Below are 19,593 nucleotides of genomic sequence, written 5' to 3' on the forward strand. Positions count from 1 at the left end.
TTCAGAGCACCATGGAAAGGGCCATCACCAAGGACAGGGCGATGACGGAAATAAGGGTTTCGAGCACCGTCCAGGTCTTGAAGGTCTGGGCGACAGTCATGTTGAAGTATTCCTTCACCAGCCAGAAGCCACCGTCATTGACATGTGACAGCACCACCGAGCCGGCGCCGGTGGCCAACACCAGCAATTCAGGGTGGGCGTAGCCCATGGCAGCAGCAATCGGCGCGACGATGCCAGAGGCAGTGGTCATCGCCACGGTTGCCGAGCCGGTGGCGATGCGCATCAGCGCAGCCATGGTCCAGCCCATCAGCAGCGGCGACAGCTCGAAACGCTGCGACAGGCCGATGATCTCGGCGGCGACGCCGGTGTGCACGAGGATGCCGTTGAGGCCGCCGCCAGCACCGACCAGCAAGGTGATCGCTGCGGTAGGTGCCAGGCATTCCTGGGTGAACTTGAGGATCTGCTCACGGCTGAAGCCACGCAGCAGGCCCAGGGTGATGAAGCTCATCAAGGTCGCCAGCAGCAGCGCCACCACCGAGTGGCCGATGAAGCGCAGGCCATGGTTGAGCGTCGAGCCGGGTGTTGCGATCTGGTCGGCCCAGCCGCCGAGCAGCATCAGAACTACCGGCAGCAACAAGGTTGCCAGGGTGATGCCGAAGCTGGGCAGCTGCTCGTCGGGAATGCGGCTGTGGCCTTCGTCCAACAGCGCCGCTTCCATCGGATTGTGCGCGGGCAGCTTGACCCGTGGCGCAACAAACTTGGCGAATACGGGGCCGGCCAGGGCTGCCGTCGGCAAACCGACCAGCAGTGAATAGAACACGGTGCGGCCGACATCGGCGCCATAGGCATTCACCGCCAGCATCGCCGCCGGATGTGGCGGTACCAGGCCGTGCACCACCGACAGACCAGCCACCATCGGCAGGCCGACCAGCAGTAGCGGCACGCCGGTGCGACGGGCGACATTGAGTACGATCGGGATCAGCAGCACGAAGCCGACTTCGAAGAAGATCGGCAAGCCCACGCAGAAGGCGATCAGCATCATCGCCCAGTGCACATTCTTGGTGCCGAAGCGGGCGATCAAGGTGCGCGCGATGCGCTCGGCGCCACCGGACTCGGCCATCATCTTGCCGAGCATGGTGCCCAGCGCGACGATCAGCGCGATATGCCCAAGCGTCTTGCCGACGCCTTGTTCATAGGCCGGCAGGATCTCCGGCGCCGGCATGCCGGCAAACAGCGCCAAGCCCACCGATACCAGGGTGACACTGATGAAAGGGTTGAGTCGGAAGCGGGCGATCAGCACGATAAGTGCAAGGATCGACAATGCGGCGTAGATCAACAGCAGATTACCGTCGGTCATGCGTACAGGCTCGATGGAAGCGGTTAGAACTGCGTGGAAACAGCGCCGACAACGCGGTGCGCGTCATCGACCACCAGCAGGTGGCGCCATTTGTCGAAGGTCAGGCAGGGGTGGGAAATGTCGAAACAGAGCATGTCGCCCACCTGCAATGCATCGTCGGCCTGCAGTTCGAGGAAGGCGTGCTGATCCATCATCGCAGTGACCTTCCAATGCGCGGCGGCGGCGCCCGGCGCCGCATCGCCGGGCCGATAGTGCAGCGCAGGCACCGGCAAGCCGGCATCGAAGGCGGCATCGCGCTTGCCCAGCGCGATGATCGCTTTGCCGGGCTCTGGGCGTGACTGCACGTAAGCCCACAGCCGCAGCGCTGGCTGCAGGCTGCTGCCCATTTCGCGTGCGACCGGATTGCTGGCATGGATGCGCTCGGCCGCCTGTCGGTAGATGCCGACGTCGTGGCTGAGATAGCAGCCCGGGCGCAGCACGATCTGCGCGTCCGCGTCGTTGGCTAGCACGGAGAATTCTTCGGCCACCACGTCGAACCAGGCCGAACCGGCGCCGCTGAGGATGGCCGGCAACTGGCGGAAACCACCGTCGGCGCGGATCGCCTGCCACTGCGCAAGGCTGCGCTGCAGCATGGCGCGTACACCAGCCTCGTCGCCGGCGACTCCTTCATAGACTTCCACGCCGACCAGCGCGACCGCATCCGGCCAGCGCGAAATTTCGTCCAGCACAGCCTGCGCCTGTGCGTCATCGCGCACGCCGGTACGGCCGCCGGCCAGGCCAATCTCCAGCAATACCTTGATCTGCTGCCCGCGCGCGCTGAAGTAGCTGCCCAGCGCGGCCACATTGGCTGCCGAGTCGACTACACAGGCGAACCAGAAGCCGGGATCGCGTTGCTGCAGGGAGGCGATCAGCTCGAAGTTGCCCTTGCCGACCAGCTGGTTGGCCAGCAGCACGCGCTGCACGCCTTCGGCATGGGCGGCAACGGTCTGTGGCGCGGTGGCCAAGGTAATGCCCCAGGCACCGGCATCAAGCTGCATGCGGAACAGCGCCGGGCTCATGGTGGTTTTGCCGTGCGGCGCCAGCTGGCAGCCGTAGGCCTGCGCAAACCGACGCATCCACTGCAGGTTGTGCTGCAGCGCCGAGGCGCTGAGCACGGCGGCGGGCAGGCTGAGTTGCTCTTCGAGAATGGACGGCGCGGCAGTCGCAATCGATGCCGGAGTCCACGGGCCGCCGCTGGGGAGACCCTTGCCGACTAGAACTGCTTCGGAATGAAAGTAATTTTCCTGCACGAATCCTACCTCTTGCCGTGGTCACCCCGGATTATGGGTGGCTATTGGGGCGAATGGTGGAGAATACGTGAAAATTATTTTCTTGTATGCCCGGCGCCAAGTGGGTCGGGCCAAACGGGGGCCTAGAAGTGCAGCTGGGCGCGGCCGGCAAGTACGCCGGTGTGGTCCAGCGTCTGCCCGCGCAGTTCATCACGACGCTGGCTGTCGGTCCAGTCCAGCATCAGCCGGACGTTCTTGGAGGCGTACCAGTTCACGCCGACCGTCCAGGCTTCAGCGGTGACGTCGCGGTGCTGTGCCGGCCATTGGCGGCCGTTGATGCGGTCATAGCGGGCCACCAGTTCCCAGGCACCGAAGTCACCCACCGGCTCCAACTGGACAAACCGGCCACCCTTGGCGTCATACGGGCGGGTTTCGCCGGTAAGCAGCCAGCTGCCCTGCAGATAGCCGGCCTGGATTTCGCCACGTTGCTGACCATCGTTGTAGCGGGCGCCGCCGTACTCGGCCTGCCACGACCACGGGCCGGATACGCCGGCGGTTTCGAAGCTGTAGCGGTTGACCGTGACCGCGCGACCGCTGCGGAAGTCCACCAGCGGCAGGCGGCCGTTGTCACCATAGTGGCCGGTGGTACGGGCCTGCGCACGTAACGGCAGGGCACCATCAGCGCCCGGATGGCTGTGGCGCTCACGGGCGCCGGACACGCCAAAGTGCAGAACATGGCCCGGTTGGCTCCATGGCGCGTGGCCGACCCGGCCGCCGATTCCGTGGCCCTTCGCCTGCCATACGTCGATGCTTTCCAGGCTGAAAGCGCTGCCGCTCCAGAAGATTCCGTCGTGATTTCCCTGTGCGCCGACCCCTAGCCGGTAAGTCGTACCCACTGACTGCACCAGGAAGCTGCGCTCGATGGTGGGGGTGTGATTGGCGCTGCTGCGGTCGTCCAGCGTATAGAACTGCTTGAACTGGCCAATCGTCAGCAAGGCGCTGCCGATTTTGCGGGTGAGGTAGACGTCGCGGGCGACCGGGCGATGGCCGGCGAAGTCGGCTTCGAGCTTGTAGCCAACGCTGTGGACCTTGCCGGCAACGCCCAGCCACGCTGCGCGTAGATCGTCGCCGCTACGTTCGGCTGGGCCGCGCTTGTCGTTGTCGAAATGGGCGAATTCGTAATACAGGCGGCCACTGGCAGTAGCCGTAAAGTCGTCGTTGGCGAGCACAGCGGGCGCGGCAGCCAGCATCAGCAGCCCGGTAAATGAAGCGCGCAGGGTGAATACGGCCATCCGTTGCCTCGGCATAAATAAGGGAGAGCGCGGACGATAGACAGGGCCCGTGTGGCCACCAATAGCGATTTGGGACTAGGGCTAGGGCGGGTGAGCTGCGCCCGTGCCAAACTGCCGGCATGAGCCTTATCAAGGTGCTTGTCGCCGACGACCATCCGTTGTTCCGCGCCGCCGTGCTGCATGCATTGCGCGATGGCGGAGCCGTGGGCGAGATGCTGGAAGTGGCCAGTGTTTCGGCCTTGACCGAGGCCGTGGCCGAGCACGCCGATGTGGATCTGGTCCTGCTCGACCTGACCATGCCGGGCGCACATGGGTTCTCCTCGCTGGTGTGGTTGCGTGGCGAACGGCCCGAGTTGCCGGTGATCATCATTTCCTCCAATGACAATCCGCGGGTAATCCGCCGCGCACAGCAATTCGGCGCAGTCGGCTTCATTCCCAAATCTGCACCGGTGGAGTCGATAGGTGCGGCCGTGGCTGCGGCGATGGACGGCGATACCTGTTTCCCGCCATTGGCTGCGGTGCGCTCCGAGCATGACGCGCTGCTGGCCTCGCGGCTGGCACGGCTGACCCCGCAACAGATCCGCGTGTTGCTGTGCATGGCCGATGGCCTGCTCAACAAGCAGATCGCCCACGTGCTTGGATTGGCCGAGAACACGGTGAAGGTGCATGTCACCGCTGTGCTGAAAAAGCTTGAATGCAATAGCCGCACCCAAGCGGCGGTGTTGTTGAAGACGCTTGAGGCAGAGTGGGAGCCTGAGTTGCCTGGGGTCGCTGGGTAGTGCCGAGCCATGCTCGGCAGAGGCTTTACCGGCAATGCCCCAGCCGAGCATGGCTCGGCGCTACAGGTGAAGGTCTGCTGGTAATGCCCCAGCCGAGCATGGCTCGGCTCTACCGCGCAGTGGCGCACGTTGTTGACTCAGCTCCCACGCTGATACAGATGTGTCATCAACGACCGCAGTGCCGCAGTCCGTGCCTGCTTGGAAACAAACCCCCAGTTGCGGTCGCGTGCGAGCTCGTGCAGATCCGGGTCCTGCTCAGCGGTGAACAGGATCACCCCGGGCTCACTGCCCCAGCCTTCCACCAACAGGGGCAGCAGGTCGGGGCCGCTGATATCGCCCATGCGTACGTCCAACAGCAACAGATCGGGAACATTGTCGGCACGTGCTGCTGCCTGCGCGGCTTCCACGCCGCCAGCGAACTCCACCTGGCAGCCCCAGCGTTCCAGCAGCAGGCGGGTGGCCAGGCTGATGCGGGGGTCATCGTCGATGCACCAGACCCGGCAGCCGGCCAGCAGGGAGTCTGCTTGTGGTTCCTCCGCTGGCGTCACCGGTAGTGTGCAGCAGCCGACATCACCGCGTGGCAAGGTGACCGAGAACACGCTGCCGCGCCCGGGCGTGGAACGCAGGCCGATGCGGTGATCGAGCAGGTGGGCGATGCGGTCGACGATGGCCAGCCCGAGGCCGGCACCGGCCTCTTCGCTGCCGGCGTTGTCGAGCCGGCGGAACTCTTCGAAGATTTCCTGCTGGCGCGCTTCCGGAATGCCGGTGCCGGTGTCGTGTACTTCGATGCGCAGCTGTTCACCGTCGCGGCGGCAGCCAATGACGATGCGGCCGCTGCGGGTGTAGCGCACTGCATTGGATAGCAGGTTCTGCAGGATCCGCCGCAATAGTGCTTCATCGCTGCGCACCACCGCAGTGGTGGCAACGTGGCTGACCAGCAGGCCACGCGCATTGGCGAGGATGCCAAATTCGATGCTCAGTGCCTCCAGCAACGGCTCCAGTGCGAAATCACGGACCCGCTTCTCGAGCGCGCCGGATTCCAATCGCGAGATGTCGAGCAGGCTGGTCAGGATGCCGTCCTGCGCGGTCAGGGCGTTGTCGACGTTGTTGGCGATATCGCGGCTGTCGGTATCGGTCAGACGGCTGCGCAGGGCCGATAGAAACATGCGCGCGGCATTCAGCGGCTGCAGCAGGTCGTGCACGGCGGCGGCCACCAGGCGCGTCTTGGCCTGATTGGCTTCCTCGGCATCGCGCTTGGCGCCGGCCAGATCGTGGGTGCGCTCGCTGACCCGCAGCCTCAACGTGTCGGCCAGCGAGCGCAGGTCGCGGGCGGCGTTGCGGTAGGCGGTGATGTCGGTATAGCTGGTGACGAAGCCGCCGTCCGGCAGCGGGTTGCCGCGGATCTCGATGACGTTGCCATCGCCGCTCTCGCGCTCGTGCATATGCGGGGTGGCCGAGCGAAGGTGGTTGAGCCGGCGTTCGATGGCTTCTTCCACCGGGCCGGGGCCGAGCAGCCCGCGGCGTGCGTTGTATTGGAAGACATCGGCAATCGGGCGGCCCACCTGGATGAGCCCGGGCGGGAATCGGAACAACTCGATATAGCGCCTGTTCCAGGCCACCAGGTTGAGCTTGGCATCGACCACGCATACTCCTTGCGGCAGATGTTGCAGGCTGGCGCTCTCGCCATAGTCAGTTGCATGGGCAGCATGCACGACGCCGTCCTGGGCGGTGCGCAGTTCCTGTGCGTGCAGCTCCACCAGTTGTTCCAGCTCGCGTCGGCTGCGTTCGCGCAAGCGTGCCAGTCGTTGCCGCTGCCATAGCCCATAACCCAGCAGCAGCAAGGCAATCAGGCTGGCCATTACCGCGCCGGCAAAGGTACGCGCGTTGTTGCTGCTGCTGGCGGTGCTGCGTAGCAGGTGCAGGTTCCACTGCTGTTGTGGCAGCGGCTGCGAGACCCAGATCACGTCGCCGGCATCGGGTAATTTCACCCGTTGCTGATTCGGCCCCAGCCGTGTGCCTGCCGAATACTGCAGCTGCTGTTGCGGCAGATGGGTGTATTGGCGGGTGCGCAGCAGTTCCTCGCGGACGCCGTTGTCCAGTGCATGCAGGGTCAGATAGCGCCAAGGCCGATGGCTGGAGAGGAAGATCACGCCGTTGCTGTCGCTGACGAAAACCGTGTCGCTGGTGTCTGCCCAGGTCTGCTCCAGCGGCCGCAGGATGACCTTGACCACCACCACACCTACCGGATTGCCGCTCTCATCGCGGACTGCTTCGGACAGGAAATAGCCGGGCATGGCGGTGGTCACGCCCTCGGCATAGAAGGTGCCGCTGCCCTGTTGCATCGCCTGGCGGAAATATGGGCGGAACTGGTAGCTATTGCCGACGTTATTGCTGCGCGGCATGCGCCAGTTGCTGGCCGCCACCGCTACGCCGTTGCGGTCAAGCAGGGTCAGGGTCGAGGTGGCGGCCACGCCGTTGACGCGTTCGAGCTTGCGATTGAGGCGGTCCAGCTCGGCGCTGTCCATCGTGGCCCGGGCCAATGCGGTACGCACATCCGGGTCCAGGGCCAGTACCGCTGGCAGCACGCGGTGGCGTTCGATCAGGGCCTGCAGGGCCTCGCCGTGCAGATGCAGCTGGGTTGCCGCCCGCTCGGCGTCGCTGGCAAGGCTGCTGCGCTCGAAATGGCGCAGCGCCACCAAGCTCATCGCCGCGATGACAAAGGTGGCTGTGAGTGGCAGCAGCCAGCGCATGCGGCGCCGATGGGTTGGGAAGAACGGCATGCCCCGATGTTCCGGCAGGGCAGTTGCGGGGAGCCATAGGTCTTGTCCGGTTATTGGCCTGGTTAGTCCGAAATCGTTGGGCCGGTCCCGCTTGTGTGCTTGCAGTAACACCAATGCGTTATCGGCGGCGCGCGGCTTGACGCGTAAAAAACCTCCCGTAGTAGACAAACGAGGTTTCTCCGCCATGCACGTCCCTTCTGCCATCGTTGCCAGCCCGGCCGCGCGCCGGCTGCCGCTCTATCGCCAGCTTTATGTGCAGGTGCTGGTAGCGATCACGCTGGGCGTGCTGTTGGGCCACTTCGAGCCGGTGTTCGCCGAGCAGCTCAAGCCGCTGGGTGATGCCTTCATCAAACTGGTGAAGATGATCATTGCGCCGGTGATCTTCCTGACCATTGTCACCGGTATTGCCGGCATGACCCATCTGCGCAGCGTTGGCCGTGTGTTTGCCAAGGCGATGGCCTACTTCATGTTCTTTTCCACCCTGGCTCTGGTGGTCGGCATGGTGGTGGCGCATGTGGTGCAGCCCGGTGCCGGCATGAACATCAATCCAGCCGATCTTGATCAGACTGCAGTGGAGGGTTATGTGCAGCGCTCGCACGAGCTGAGCCTGGTGGGCTTCGCGCTGGATATCATTCCCAAGACCCTGGTCAGCCCCTTTGTTGGCGACAACATCCTGCAGGTGCTGTTCGTCGCGGTGCTGTTCGGTATTGCGCTGGCCTCGGTTGGCGAAAAAGGGCGGCCGGTGCTGGCTCTGCTGGAAGCGTTGACCACGCCGGTCTTCAAGCTGGTTCACCTGCTGATGCGGGCCGCGCCGATCGGTGCGTTTGGCGCCATCGCCTTCACCATTGGCAAGTACGGTATCGCCTCGCTGGTCAATCTGGCCTGGTTGGTTGGCTCCTTCTACCTGACCTCGCTGCTGTTCGTGGTGGTGATCCTGGGCGCGGTGGCGCGCCTGTGCGGGTTCTCTGTGCTCAAGCTGGCCCGCTATCTCAAGGCAGAGCTGCTGCTGGTGCTGGGCACCTCCTCATCGGAGTCGGCACTGCCGTCTTTGATGGAGAAGATGGAAAAGGCTGGCTGCGGCAAGTCGGTGGTGGGTCTGGTGGTGCCAACCGGCTATTCGTTCAACCTGGATGGCACCAACATCTACATGACGCTGGCGGCCTTGTTCATCGCTCAGGCTACCAATACCGAGTTGAGCCTGGGCCATCAGATCGCGCTGTTGCTGGTCGCCATGCTCAGTTCCAAGGGTGCGGCCGGGGTCACCGGTGCGGGCTTCATTACGTTGGCCGCCACGTTGGCGGTGGTGCCTGAGGTTCCGGTGGCCGGCATGGCCCTGATTCTGGGGGTGGACCGTTTCATGAGTGAGTGCCGCTCGCTGACCAATTTCATTGGCAACGCGGTCGCGACCGTGGTGGTTTCGCGTTGGGAGGGCGCGCTGGACCGGCAGCGCCTGACGCTGGTGCTCGATGGCGCGGAGCCGTCGGAACTGCCACCGTCGCCGCCGGCCAAGGGCTGAGGTTTACCTGTGTGTGCGTTTTTGCGCGGGGCCCGCCACCGAGCAGGCGGCCCCGCGACTTTTTTGGCGTCCCGAGCTTGTCATCCTCAGGGCTGAAACTGACGCACGCGCAGTGGCGTGGAAGGGTCTGAATTGTGCGGTTGCAGCATGACTGCGACAGCGTAGCGACAGGTCCAACTGCCTTAACGGCGTTATCATCTCCCGTCCTTCTTGCCCATTAGCGCCCACAACTCGATGTCCAACGAAGATTTCAAGCAGGCCGCCCTCGAATATCACCGGATGTCGCCGCCAGGCAAGATCAAGGTGGTGGCTACCAAGCCCATGTTGACCCAGCGCGACCTTTCGCTGGCGTATTCGCCGGGTGTGGCACATGCCTGCGAAGCGATCATGGCCGACCCGGCCATGGCCAGCGAGATGACCGCACGCGGCAACCTGGTCGGCGTGATCACCAACGGCACCGCGGTGCTGGGCCTGGGCAATATCGGCCCGCTGGCCGGCAAGCCGGTGATGGAAGGCAAGGGCGTGCTGTTCCAGAAGTTCGCCGGCATCGATGTGTTCGACATCGAGGTCAACGAAAACGACCCGGACAAGCTGGTCGAGATCATCGCCTCGCTGGAGCCGACCTTTGGCGGCATCAACCTGGAAGACATCAAGGCACCGGAGTGCTTCATCGTCGAGCGCAAGCTGCGCGAGCGGATGAACATCCCGGTGTTCCATGACGACCAGCACGGCACCGCGATCATCGTCGGCGCGGCCGTGCTCAATGCCATGTGCATCACCGGCAAGAAGATCGAAGAGGTCAAACTGGCCACTACCGGCATGGGCGCAGCGGGTATTTCCTGCGTCAATATGCTGGTTTCGCTGGGTTTGAAGCCGGAAAACATCCTGGCCTACGACCGCGACGGCGTCATCCACACCGGCCGTACCGATCTGGACCCGGAAAAGGCGCGCTACGCACGCGATACCGACAAGCGCACGCTGGCCGAGATCGTCGACGGCGCCGATATCTTCCTGGGCCTGTCGGCTGGCGGCATCCTCACCAAGGACATGGTCGCCAGCATGGCGCGTGACCCGGTGATCTTCGCCTTGGCCAACCCCTACCCGGAAATCCTGCCGGAAGACGCCAATTCGGTGCGTTCGGACCTGATCATGGGCACCGGCCGTTCGGATTACCCGAACCAGGTCAACAACGCGCTGTGCTTCCCGTACCTGTTCCGTGGTGCGCTGGACGTGGGCGCGACCACCATCAACGAAGAAATGAAGGTTGCCTGCGTGCGCGCGATTGCCGCGCTGGCACGTAAGGAAGCCTCCGACCTGGGCGCCGCTTACGGCGGTGATGTGCCCAGCTTCGGCCGCGACTACGTGATCCCGCGCCCGTTCGATCGCCGCCTGCTGGTGGAGCTGTCGGCCGCCGTGGCCCAGGCCGCAATGGATTCGGGCGTTGCTACCCGCCCGATTGCCGACATGGCCGCCTACCGCGACAAGCTGGCCCAGTTCGTCTACCGCACCAGCTTGTTCATGAAGCCGGTCTATGACCGTGCGCGTTCGGACAAGCAGCGCGTGGTCTACGCCGAGGGCGAAGAAGAAGTGGTGCTGCAGGCGGTGCAGAACGTGATCGACGAAGGCGTGGCCTTCCCGATCCTGATCGGCCGCCCGGACGTGATCGAGGCTCGCATCGAGCGGCTGGCGCTGCGCATGCGTGCCGGTGTCGATTTCGAAATCACCAACATCAACGACGATCCGCGCTTCAACGAGTACTGGCAGTACTACCACGAGATGACCGGCCGTAAGGGCGTCACCGTGGCGGCCGCCAAGAACCTGATGCGCTCGCGTCCGACCCTGATCGCCGCGGTGATGGTTGCCCGTGGTGAGGCCGACGCGATGTTGTCGGGCCTGGTTGGCCGTTTCCACAAGAAGCTGGGCTATGTACGCAGCGTGATCCCGTTGGAGGCCAAGGTCAGCTCGACCTCGGCGATGACCGGCGTGATCAACAACCAGGGCGTGTTCTTCTTCGTAGACACGCATGTGCAGGAAGATCCCAGCGTCGAGCAGATCGTTGAATCCACGCTGCAGGCGGCGTTCCGCATGAAGCTGTTCGGCATCGAGCCGAAGATCGCGCTGCTGTCGCATTCCAACTTCGGCAGCCACGATTCCAAGGACGCATTGAAGATGCGGCAGGTGCGTGAGGCGCTGCTCAAGCGCAACCCGCGTTTGAACGTGGATGGCGAAATGCAGGGCGACACCGCATGGGATGAAGCACTGCGTGACAAGCTGCTGCCCAACAGCACGCTCAAGGGCCGTGCCAACCTGTTCGTGCTGCCCAACCTGGAGGCGGCCAACATCGCCTACAACCTGGTGCGCGTATTCACCAACGGCGTGGCGATCGGTCCGATCCTGATGGGCATGACCAAGCCGGTGCATATCCTGACCAGCAGTGCCAGCTCGCGTCGGGTACTGAACATGACCGCGATTGCCGCGGTCGATGCGCAGATCCGCAAGCAGATGGAAGCCGACCGCGCTGGTTGATTGCCAACCTGCACGTGTCTGAGAAAAGCCGGCCTTGTGCCGGCTTTGCTTTTGTGTGAAATACGGGAACTGCCGGCGCTTTGTAGGAGCGGCGTCAGCCGCGAAGCAGATACCCCATCAGATCGAAAAATCGCCTGATACCTCAGCAATGTCAGCTTCGCGGCTGACGCCGCTCCTACAGACAGTGCCGCATCCATCGCGAGTGCCACACCCAACGCGTTGGAGCGGCGAAAACTGCGGACAGGCGGCGCCGATTGAATCCTCGGTCGCCGCCGAACATCAGAACTGCGGAACCTTCTGCGCCTCCACTATCTGCAGCACCAGCTTGCGGGTGGCTGCACGGCAGGAGCGGTAAGCCAACAACAATCTCCGCTCCGATGGGTCGTCCACCAGCTCCGCGTTCTCGCTGGGTATCGCAGCAGAGATTGCATCCAGTTCGCCTCGTCCCGTCGCCAGCCATTCAAATGAAACGTCGGTCACCAGGGCGATGGTGATCAAGCGCATCGTGCTGGGTGATATGCCAGTCGGGCTTTCCCAGTTTCCCACCGCGCTACGGCTTACTTTCAGTTGGCCTGCCAACTCCGCCTGCGTCATCCTCATCTTTCTCCGCGCTTTGCGGATGCGGATTCCCAGATGGTCATGCATAAATTTCTCCTCGAGCGTTGACCATGAGAGCCGACTAAAAGCCTAAGCCATTGCGAGCTCGCGCAGTCGGCAAAGACTTATTGTCAATGTTCATTACGCCCGTGGATTGTCGGAACGAAACTCGTCATCGATATTGACGAGTTTTGCCAATGTAACTTGCATCTACTGCCTGTCGTGCGTGATGTCGATAGGCTGCGCCGGTACGAAGAATATTTGATGGATATTCGTTGGTATAGCTCTGACGGCGTGATGAGTTTTTTTCTTAAGTGTTGAACCAGTGGTGCATGCGTGTCGCAAACCGAATCGAATGAAAAACTGCAGGCTGTTGATCGTCGCGGGTGGTCACGGATGGGATTCAAGCGGCCTGCAAAACTGTACCTCTGTGTATTGGGTACATTTTTGGCTGCGGCAGTCGTGCTGTTGGCGTTTGCCGTCCGCAACGGCAATGAGGCTGCAACTGTGGCCGGGCGGCTGGTCCCGGTGCAGGGTATGGCGACGGTACTGGCACCGGTGACCGGTGTTGTGCGTTGGCTGGATATAGATGATGGCAAGCGCGTCGTGGAGGGGGACTCGCTGGCATTGGTGGCGACGCCGCGTGCGATGCCGGAGATTGGCGAGATCAGTCTGGCATTGGAACATGGTCTGCAACAGAAAGAAGACAGCTTCGTTCTTGCGCGCGACGCGTTCAAAGAGCAGTTGCTGGCCCAGTCGACCGGCTTGCATGAGCAGATGCAAGCTGTACGCGCTGAGGCGCGGCAGATTGATCTGGAAATCTCGACGCGCCGCGAGCAGCTGCGTAATGCCGGCGATGTGCTGACACGACGCAGGGGATTCCATGCGGCATCGGCTGCAGGCTTGGAGGCTGCGGAGCAGCAGGAAGCCTTGGTGCTGGATTACACCGCACAGCTGCAATCACTGCGCCGGCAACAGGCCGCAACGCAGCGTTTGATAGCGCAGCTGAAGCAGGCCATACAGGAGTTGCCGGGCCGGCAGAAGGCCAACGATGCCGCCTATGCGGAGCACCTTGCACAGCTGCGATTGGATCATGTCGAGAACGAAGCCAATACCGCGCTGCTGGTGAAGGCACCAGTGGATGGCGTGGTGGTCGCGCAGATGGTCAAGCCGGGGCAGTCGGTGCAGTTGGGACAGCCGCTGCTCAGTCTCCTGCCCGGCGATGGTCGGTTGCAGGCCGAGCTGCTGGTGCCGGGGCGGGCAATCGGTGCGATGGCACCCGGCGACCGTGTGGTGTTGCGCTATCAGGCATTTCCACATCAGAAGTTCGGGGCGCAGCACGGCACCGTCGCCCGGATCAGTCGTACCGCGGTGGACAGTGAAGCTGCCCGCTTTACCTTGGAAGGGGCGGCAGTGAATGAGGCCTTCTATCGGGTCACCGTGGAGCTGGCCAATCAAGCCATTCTTGCCCACGGCCGGTTGGAGCCGCTCAAGCCCGGCATGATGTTGGATGCACAGATCAGTGGTGAGCGCGAGCCGCTGAGTGATCGCCTGTTGCAGCCGATGTACTCGTTCGGGGGCTGGCTGGGTGGGCGCTGAGCGCTGATCCCTGCAACTGGTGGCGGGGCCGATCAAAGGGATGTGCCCGGATGCTGGACTGGCCGTTCGGATGTCACAGTGTCTTCGGCATTTGCGATGATGGGTCTTGATACTCGGCGTGCCCGGTACGACAGCGGGAACGTCATGTGTATGGATGGATGTGTTGATCGCAAACTACCGAGGACTGGATTCCGATGATGAAGCTTTCATGTTGTGCTTTGGCTGTGGCGTTTGCGCTGACGTCGGCGCCAATGGTCGAGGCAAAACAGGCAGTGGCAGGGTTGCCCAAGACAGTGCAGGCAGGGCCCTGTGTCGAAGGGGTGTGCGAGTACCGTCTGCAGAACGGCCTGCGCGTATTGCTGTTTGCTGATGCCAGCAAGCCGACGGTTACCGTCAATCTGGTTTACGGTGTGGGCTCGCTGCACGAGAACTATGGCGAGACCGGCATGGCCCACCTGCTTGAGCACCTGATGTTCAAGGGCACGCCCAGGCACCCGGACATCCCTGCTGAAATGCAGCAGCGCGGGGTCAACAAGAACGCGACGACCTCGCTGGATCGCACCAATTATTTTGCCTCGTTCCCGGCCAATGACGACACCTTGGACTGGCTGCTGGGGCTGGAAGCTGACCGCATGCTCAATTCCAAGGTGGCCAAGGCCGATCTGGACAGCGAGATGACGGTTGTCCGCAACGAGATGGAGGCTGGTGACAACAACCCGGTCGGCGTGCTGATGAAGCGCATGCGCTCGGTGGCCTTTGATTGGCACAACTACGCCAATATGCCGATCGGCGCGCGCTCTGACGTGGAGAATGTGCCGATCGAGAACCTGCAGGCCTTCTACCGCACCTGGTATCAGCCGGATAATGCGTTGTTGATCATCGCTGGCCGCATCGACAGTGAGCGGGTGCTTGCGCAGGTTGCCGCCCATTTCGCACCGCTGAAGAAGCCCATGCGGGCCATGCCCACCTTCCACACGGTGGAACCGGTTCAGGATGGCGAGCGGGAGGTCACCGTGCGTCGTAGCAGTGATCTGTCCTTGATTGCCGCAAGCTACCATGTTCCCGCACTTGCGCAGGCCGATAGCGCGGCGCTGGCCGTGCTGGGCAATGTGTTGGGCGACAACCCCAACGGGCGGCTGTACAAGGCGCTGATGGAAACCAAGCTTGCGGCATTTGCCGGCGCCAGCAGCGAGACCCTGCGCGATCCGGGCTTGTTCACGCTGGTGTCGGCGTTGCCCAAGGGTGGCGATCCGGACAAGACGGAGGCCGAGCTGCTGAAGCAGGCAGAAGCCATCGCCGCAACGCCGGTCAAGGATGCGGAAGTGATCGCTGCCAAACAACGTATCGACAATGCCATCGAGAAGCGTGCCAGCGACGTCAACGCGATGGCAATGGCGTTGTCCGAATACCAGGCCGCCGGTGATTGGCGCCTGCTGTTCGTGCAGCGTGATGCGATCGAAGGCGTCACCGCCGCCGATGTGAACAGGGTGGCGGCGGCCTATCTGAAGCCGCAGAACCGTACCCTCGGCCGCTTCGTGCCGACCGCCGCGCCGGATCGCGCAGTGATTCCTGCTGCGCCGGCAATTGCGACGCTGGTGGATGGCTACAAGGGCCGTGCGGCGGTCAGCGCGGGTGAAGCGTTCGATCCCAGTGTGGAGAACATCGCGGCGCGTACCGAGAGTTTCGTCATTGGCGATGGCTTACGGGTTTCATTGCTGCCCAAGCGTAATCGTGGGCAGACGGTGACGTTCAATGCCACATTCCGCTTTGCTGACGAGCAATCCATCACCGGTCGCAGCGATGCCGGTAGCTGGGTCGGGCCGATGCTGATGATGGGCAGCAAGAGCCTGGATCGTGGCCAGATCGCGGCCCGCTTTGATGCGCTCAACACCCAGGCGCTGGTAAGTGGCGGCACGCAAAGTGCCAGCATTGGCCTCAATGGCAAGCGCGATACCTTGGCTGACGCCCTGCGGCTGGCGGCCGACGTGCTGCGTCATCCGGCATTCCCGCAGGCCGCGTTCGAGCAGTTGCGGCTGCAGGCGGTCACCGGGCTGGAGTTCCAGCGCAAGGAACCCGGAACGCTGGCTTCGATGGCGCTGAGCCAGTATTTCGATCCGTGGCCGGTCGGGCACCCGCTGCACGTGCAATCGATCGATGAGTCGCTGGCTCGATTGAAGGCGCTCAAGCTGGAAGACGTGCGTGCCTATCACCAGGCTTTCTACGGCACCACTGTGGGTGAGATCGCGGTGGTGGGTGATTTCGATCCAGTGGCAATGAAAGCCGAGTTGCAGGCCCTGTTCGCCGATTGGGCGTCGCCCAAGCCCTATGCGCCGATCAGCACCCATTACCGCGATCTCGCCGCAAAGCACGAACGCTTCGCCACTCCGGACAAGCCCAATGCGGTGCTGCTGGCGCGGCAGAACATCTCGATCAATCTGGCCGATGCGGACTTTCCTGCGCTGAACATCGCCGTGGGCATTCTCGGTGGCGATCCACTCAAGGCGCGTCTGGCCGAGCGCATCCGCCAGAACGACGGCCTGAGCTACAACGTCGGTGCCGGGCTGAGTGCTGATGAGAGCCGTGAAGGCCGCGATGACAATGGCAGCGTGAGCATCCAGGCCATCGCCGCGCCGGAAAACATGGGCAAGCTGGAGGCCGCGCTGCGTGAGGAATTGGCGCGGTTGGTCGCCGACGGCATCACCGAACAGGAGCTGCGTGATGCATTGGCCGAAAAGAAAGTGGCGCGTGAGCAGTCGCGCGCAGCCGATGGTGCCATTGCCGGGCTGTTGAGTGACCATCTTTACTATGGTCGCGACATGGCGTTTGAAGCACAGCGCGATGCTGCCTACCAGGCGCTGACGGTGGAGCAGGTCAACGCTGCCATCCGCAAGCACCTCAAGCCGGAACGGTTGAGTGTGTTCGTTGCTGGTGACTTCAAATAACGGCGGTTTCAAGTGCCAGGCCAACGGGGCGGTCGGTTGCCGCCCCGTTGCTGGCTGCAATCGCCGTGGCTCAGGGGTGGCAGCTGGCAGCAGGCGGCTGGGGATGTGGTGAGCGGCGCGAGCGCTGCTCAGTCAGCGCTGGCCGAACCCGCAAGCAGGGCAGGGCGCCAGCGCTCCGGTTCTGGCGGGGCTATAGCCGGCTTTTTGCCACCTGCATTGCGCCGAAGCGGCCGCATCGGCCCGGCGCTGCTAGAATTGCGCGGACCTGGTTTTTTTGTGAACGACGCCATGAGCCATACCGCCACCGCGCCCGCCAACGCCGAGAAGCGTTACACCGTGCACCGCGCTGACCTGCCGCTGAGCTGCCCGACGCCGGAAATGGCGCTGTGGAACTCGCACCCGCGGGTTTACCTGCCGATCGAGAACGAACCCAATGGCGAGGCTGCCTGCCCGTATTGCGGTTCGGTATTCGTACTGGCCGACTGATCGCTGACCGATGCGCCGTTTGACGGTGGTGCAGTTGCTGCCGGCGCTGCATTCCGGCGGCGTCGAGCGTTCAACGCTGGAAATTGCTGCGGCACTGGCGGCTGCCGGTCACCGGGCCATTGTCGTGTCCGCGGGCGGGCGCCTGCTGCAGCCGCTGCTGGACAGCGGTGCCGAGCACCTGACCCTGGATATCGGCCGCAAGTCGCTGCTGACCCTGCGTCACGTGGCCTCGCTGCGGCGCCTGTTCAGCGAAACCGGCGCCGACATCGTGCACGCCCGTTCGCGCTTGCCGGCCTGGTTGGGCTGGTATGCGCTGCGCGGCATGCCCGCGAGCCAGCGTCCGCACTGGATGACCACCATGCACGGGCTGAACTCGCCGGGCCGCTACAGCGGCATCATGACCAGCGGCGAGCGGGTGATCTGCGTCTCGCAGACCGTGCGCGACTATCTGCTTGAACATTATCGGCATACCGATCCGGCCAAACTGCGGGTGATACCGCGCGGTGTGGATGTGGTCCAGTTCCCGCGCGTGGAGCGTAGCGACCGCCGGCCACGTCTGGCGGTGGCCGCGCAGCATCCGCAACTGGCTGCGCAGGTGCCGTTGTTGCTGTTGCCCGGGCGCGGCACGCGCCTGAAAGGGCATGTGCACGCCTTGCATCTGCTGGCAGCGCTGCAGCGCGAAGGCCAACTGGCAATGCTATGGATGCCCGGCGCGCGCGAACCTGGCCGCGAGGCCTATGTGCGCGAACTGGAACAGTTGGCAGGAACGCTGGGGGTGGCCGATCACGTGGTGCTGAGTGAACCCACCACCCGCATTGCCGAGGCCTATGCCGCCAGCGATCTGGTACTGCAGCTGTCGGACAAGCCGGAAGCATTCGGCCGTACCGTGCTGGAGGCGCTATCGGTGGGGCATCCGGTCGTCGGCTGGAACCACGGCGGGGTGGGTGAACTGCTCAACCAGCTGCAGCCCTCCGGCGCGGTCGCGCGGGGTGACCTGCAGCAGCTGACGCAAAGCGTGCTGCAGCTGCTGCAGAACCCGCCGTCGCTTCCGCGACGGATTCCCTATACGTTGCAGACCATGCAGCGTGCGACCCTGGATGTCTATGCAGAACTCGGTAGCTGATCCGTCTCTGGCTGTGACGCCACGTCAGGCGGGCTGGTGGGCGCCGATCTGGGTGATCGCCTATGTCGCCTTGCTGCCGTTGCCGGGTATCGCCGAGTCGGTGCTGGTGCTGGGTGCGTTGTTTACCGTGCTGCGCTTGTTGCTGCTGCGGCTGAACAAGGGCAGCGGCATCCGCAGCTTGTTGGGTGTGCCGGCGTTGGCACTGACCAGTGTGCTGTTCTGTGCGTACTGGCTTCCACAGCTTGGCTCGGCGATAGGCGCAGAGGACCCGGGCAAAGTCTGGGGCAAGGTCGCCAGTGGACTGCGCTATCTGCCCTTCATGTGGCTGGTGGCAATAGCGGTGGCTACCACCCAGCGACGCCACACCACCTTTACCGGGCTGGCGGTGGTCACCGGGCTGTGGACGCTCGATGCTTTGCTGCAGGCGGGTATTGGAACCAGCCCCTTGTTCTGGAGCCTGGATCAGCTCAAATGGCTGAGCAGTGGGCACGGACTGTGCACCTTGCAGGAAGTTGCCGCGGCCGATCGCCTGCCCGGCATCTTCGGGCCGTGCAATCTGAAATTCGGCCAGGTGCTGGCCAGTCTGTCGCCGTTCCTGCTGTTTTTTGTCGGCACACGCTTTGGACGTTGGGGCTGGTTGTTGAGCGCCGCTGCAGTCGGCGTGGTGCTGGTGCTCGCCGGTTCGCGCGCCTCGCTGATCACGTATGCGCTGGTCCTGCTGATTTCCGGTTGGCGCCTGCTGGGGGCCAAGTGGCTATTGCTGGTGATGCTGGCCGGCGTTGTCGGCATTGGCGCATTGGCGGTGGGTTCGGCGCAGGTGCGTGAGCGTTTTGCGCGTACCGCGATGGCGTTCAACGGGGGCGCGAGCGGGGTCAACGAGGCACTGTCCGGGCGTAGTCAGATCTGGTCGGCTGCGCTGTGCATGGTGCGCGAGCACCCGATCAATGGCGTTGGCGCGCGTGGTTTCCGCGATGCCTATCCGGGCTGCAATCCGAGCCCGGAGCAGAATCCGGCATGGGGCGAAGGCCCGGCCTTGCACGCCCACCAGATCGTGCTGGAGATCCTCGCCGAGACGGGTGTGCTTGGCCTGTTGTTATGGATTGCCGGTGCAGCCATGGCACTGCGCGCCTGGATCTATTCCGGGCCGCAGGCGCGTGATCGCGCGCGTCCGGCGGCGCTGGCCTTGGCAGTAACGGTGTTCCCGCTCAACACCCACCTAGCGTTCTATTCCGCCTTCTGGGGTGGGCTGACAGTCCTGTTGGCGGCGTTGTACGCCGGTGCCTTGCTGGCCGAGCCAAGCGAACGCAGCAACTGAGGCGGCAGCCGCT

The 19,593-nt window shown here is 63.6% G+C and carries 13 protein-coding genes; 8 read left to right on the forward strand and 5 right to left on the reverse strand.

What is annotated here, in order from left to right:
- Position 1 precedes the first annotated feature (1 nt).
- The 3 genes from ACVOMB_RS04835 to ACVOMB_RS04845 all read right to left on the reverse strand — a co-directional run bounded on the left by ACVOMB_RS04835 (position 2) and on the right by ACVOMB_RS04845 (position 3,917).
- The gene (locus ACVOMB_RS04835) at positions 2–1,357 is read right to left on the reverse strand and encodes a GntT/GntP/DsdX family permease (protein ID WP_481530135.1); all 1,356 of its coding nucleotides are present in this window, start codon (positions 1,355–1,357) and stop codon (positions 2–4) included.
- 23 nt (positions 1,358–1,380) lie between these two features.
- On the reverse strand, positions 1,381–2,646 hold the full coding sequence (locus ACVOMB_RS04840; protein ID WP_481530136.1) for an amino acid deaminase: 1,266 nt from the start codon (positions 2,644–2,646) through the stop codon (positions 1,381–1,383).
- Between the two features lie 122 nt (positions 2,647–2,768).
- Entirely contained in the window at positions 2,769–3,917 is a 1,149-nt protein-coding gene (locus ACVOMB_RS04845) for an OprO/OprP family phosphate-selective porin (RefSeq protein ID WP_481530137.1), read from the reverse strand.
- Between the two features lie 119 nt (positions 3,918–4,036).
- On the opposite strand from ACVOMB_RS04845, the gene ACVOMB_RS04850 reads away from it, so the two are divergent.
- Positions 4,037–4,696 (forward strand): response regulator, encoded by a 660-nt coding sequence (locus ACVOMB_RS04850; protein WP_481530138.1) that lies wholly within the window; start codon positions 4,037–4,039, stop codon positions 4,694–4,696.
- 137 nt (positions 4,697–4,833) lie between these two features.
- Here the strand turns inward: ACVOMB_RS04850 and ACVOMB_RS04855 are convergent, their stop codons facing one another.
- Complete coding sequence (locus ACVOMB_RS04855) at positions 4,834–7,476, reverse strand: hybrid sensor histidine kinase/response regulator (protein ID WP_481530139.1); 2,643 nt, start codon at positions 7,474–7,476, stop codon at positions 4,834–4,836.
- A 184-nt stretch (positions 7,477–7,660) separates the two neighbouring features.
- Here ACVOMB_RS04855 and ACVOMB_RS04860 point away from each other — a divergent pair, with 184 nt between their 5' ends.
- Together ACVOMB_RS04860 and ACVOMB_RS04865 are read left to right on the forward strand one after the other, a co-directional pair.
- Positions 7,661–8,992, forward strand: a complete 1,332-nt coding sequence (locus ACVOMB_RS04860; protein ID WP_481530140.1) for a dicarboxylate/amino acid:cation symporter — start codon at positions 7,661–7,663, stop codon at positions 8,990–8,992.
- A gap of 234 nt (positions 8,993–9,226) precedes the next feature.
- Positions 9,227–11,518, forward strand: a complete 2,292-nt coding sequence (locus ACVOMB_RS04865) for an NADP-dependent malic enzyme (RefSeq protein ID WP_481530141.1) — start codon at positions 9,227–9,229, stop codon at positions 11,516–11,518.
- Between the two features lie 279 nt (positions 11,519–11,797).
- On the opposite strand, the gene ACVOMB_RS04870 is transcribed toward ACVOMB_RS04865, so the two are convergent.
- Entirely contained in the window at positions 11,798–12,163 is a 366-nt protein-coding gene (locus ACVOMB_RS04870) for a helix-turn-helix transcriptional regulator (protein WP_481530142.1), read from the reverse strand.
- Positions 12,164–12,562: 399 nt separating this feature from the next.
- Here ACVOMB_RS04870 and ACVOMB_RS04875 point away from each other — a divergent pair, with 399 nt between their 5' ends.
- The 5 genes from ACVOMB_RS04875 (at position 12,563) to ACVOMB_RS04895 (ending at position 19,580) form a co-directional block, all read left to right on the forward strand.
- The gene (locus ACVOMB_RS04875; RefSeq protein ID WP_481530143.1) at positions 12,563–13,714 is read left to right on the forward strand and encodes an HlyD family secretion protein; all 1,152 of its coding nucleotides are present in this window, start codon (positions 12,563–12,565) and stop codon (positions 13,712–13,714) included.
- A 197-nt stretch (positions 13,715–13,911) separates the two neighbouring features.
- Positions 13,912–16,656, forward strand: a complete 2,745-nt coding sequence (locus tag ACVOMB_RS04880) for a M16 family metallopeptidase (RefSeq protein ID WP_481530144.1) — start codon at positions 13,912–13,914, stop codon at positions 16,654–16,656.
- A gap of 288 nt (positions 16,657–16,944) precedes the next feature.
- Complete coding sequence (locus ACVOMB_RS04885) at positions 16,945–17,142, forward strand: zinc-finger domain-containing protein (RefSeq protein ID WP_282267169.1); 198 nt, start codon at positions 16,945–16,947, stop codon at positions 17,140–17,142.
- A gap of 10 nt (positions 17,143–17,152) precedes the next feature.
- On the forward strand, positions 17,153–18,265 hold the full coding sequence (locus tag ACVOMB_RS04890; RefSeq protein ID WP_481530145.1) for a glycosyltransferase: 1,113 nt from the start codon (positions 17,153–17,155) through the stop codon (positions 18,263–18,265).
- Positions 18,246–19,580 carry an O-antigen ligase family protein gene (locus tag ACVOMB_RS04895; protein ID WP_481530206.1) on the forward strand — a complete coding sequence of 445 codons (1,335 nt, stop codon included), beginning with the start codon at positions 18,246–18,248 and terminating at the stop codon, positions 19,578–19,580. The genes ACVOMB_RS04890 and ACVOMB_RS04895 overlap by 20 nt, the downstream gene beginning before the upstream one ends.
- The last annotated feature ends 13 nt before the right edge of the window (positions 19,581–19,593 follow it).

The organism is Stenotrophomonas sp. STEN018 (assembly GCF_056760235.1).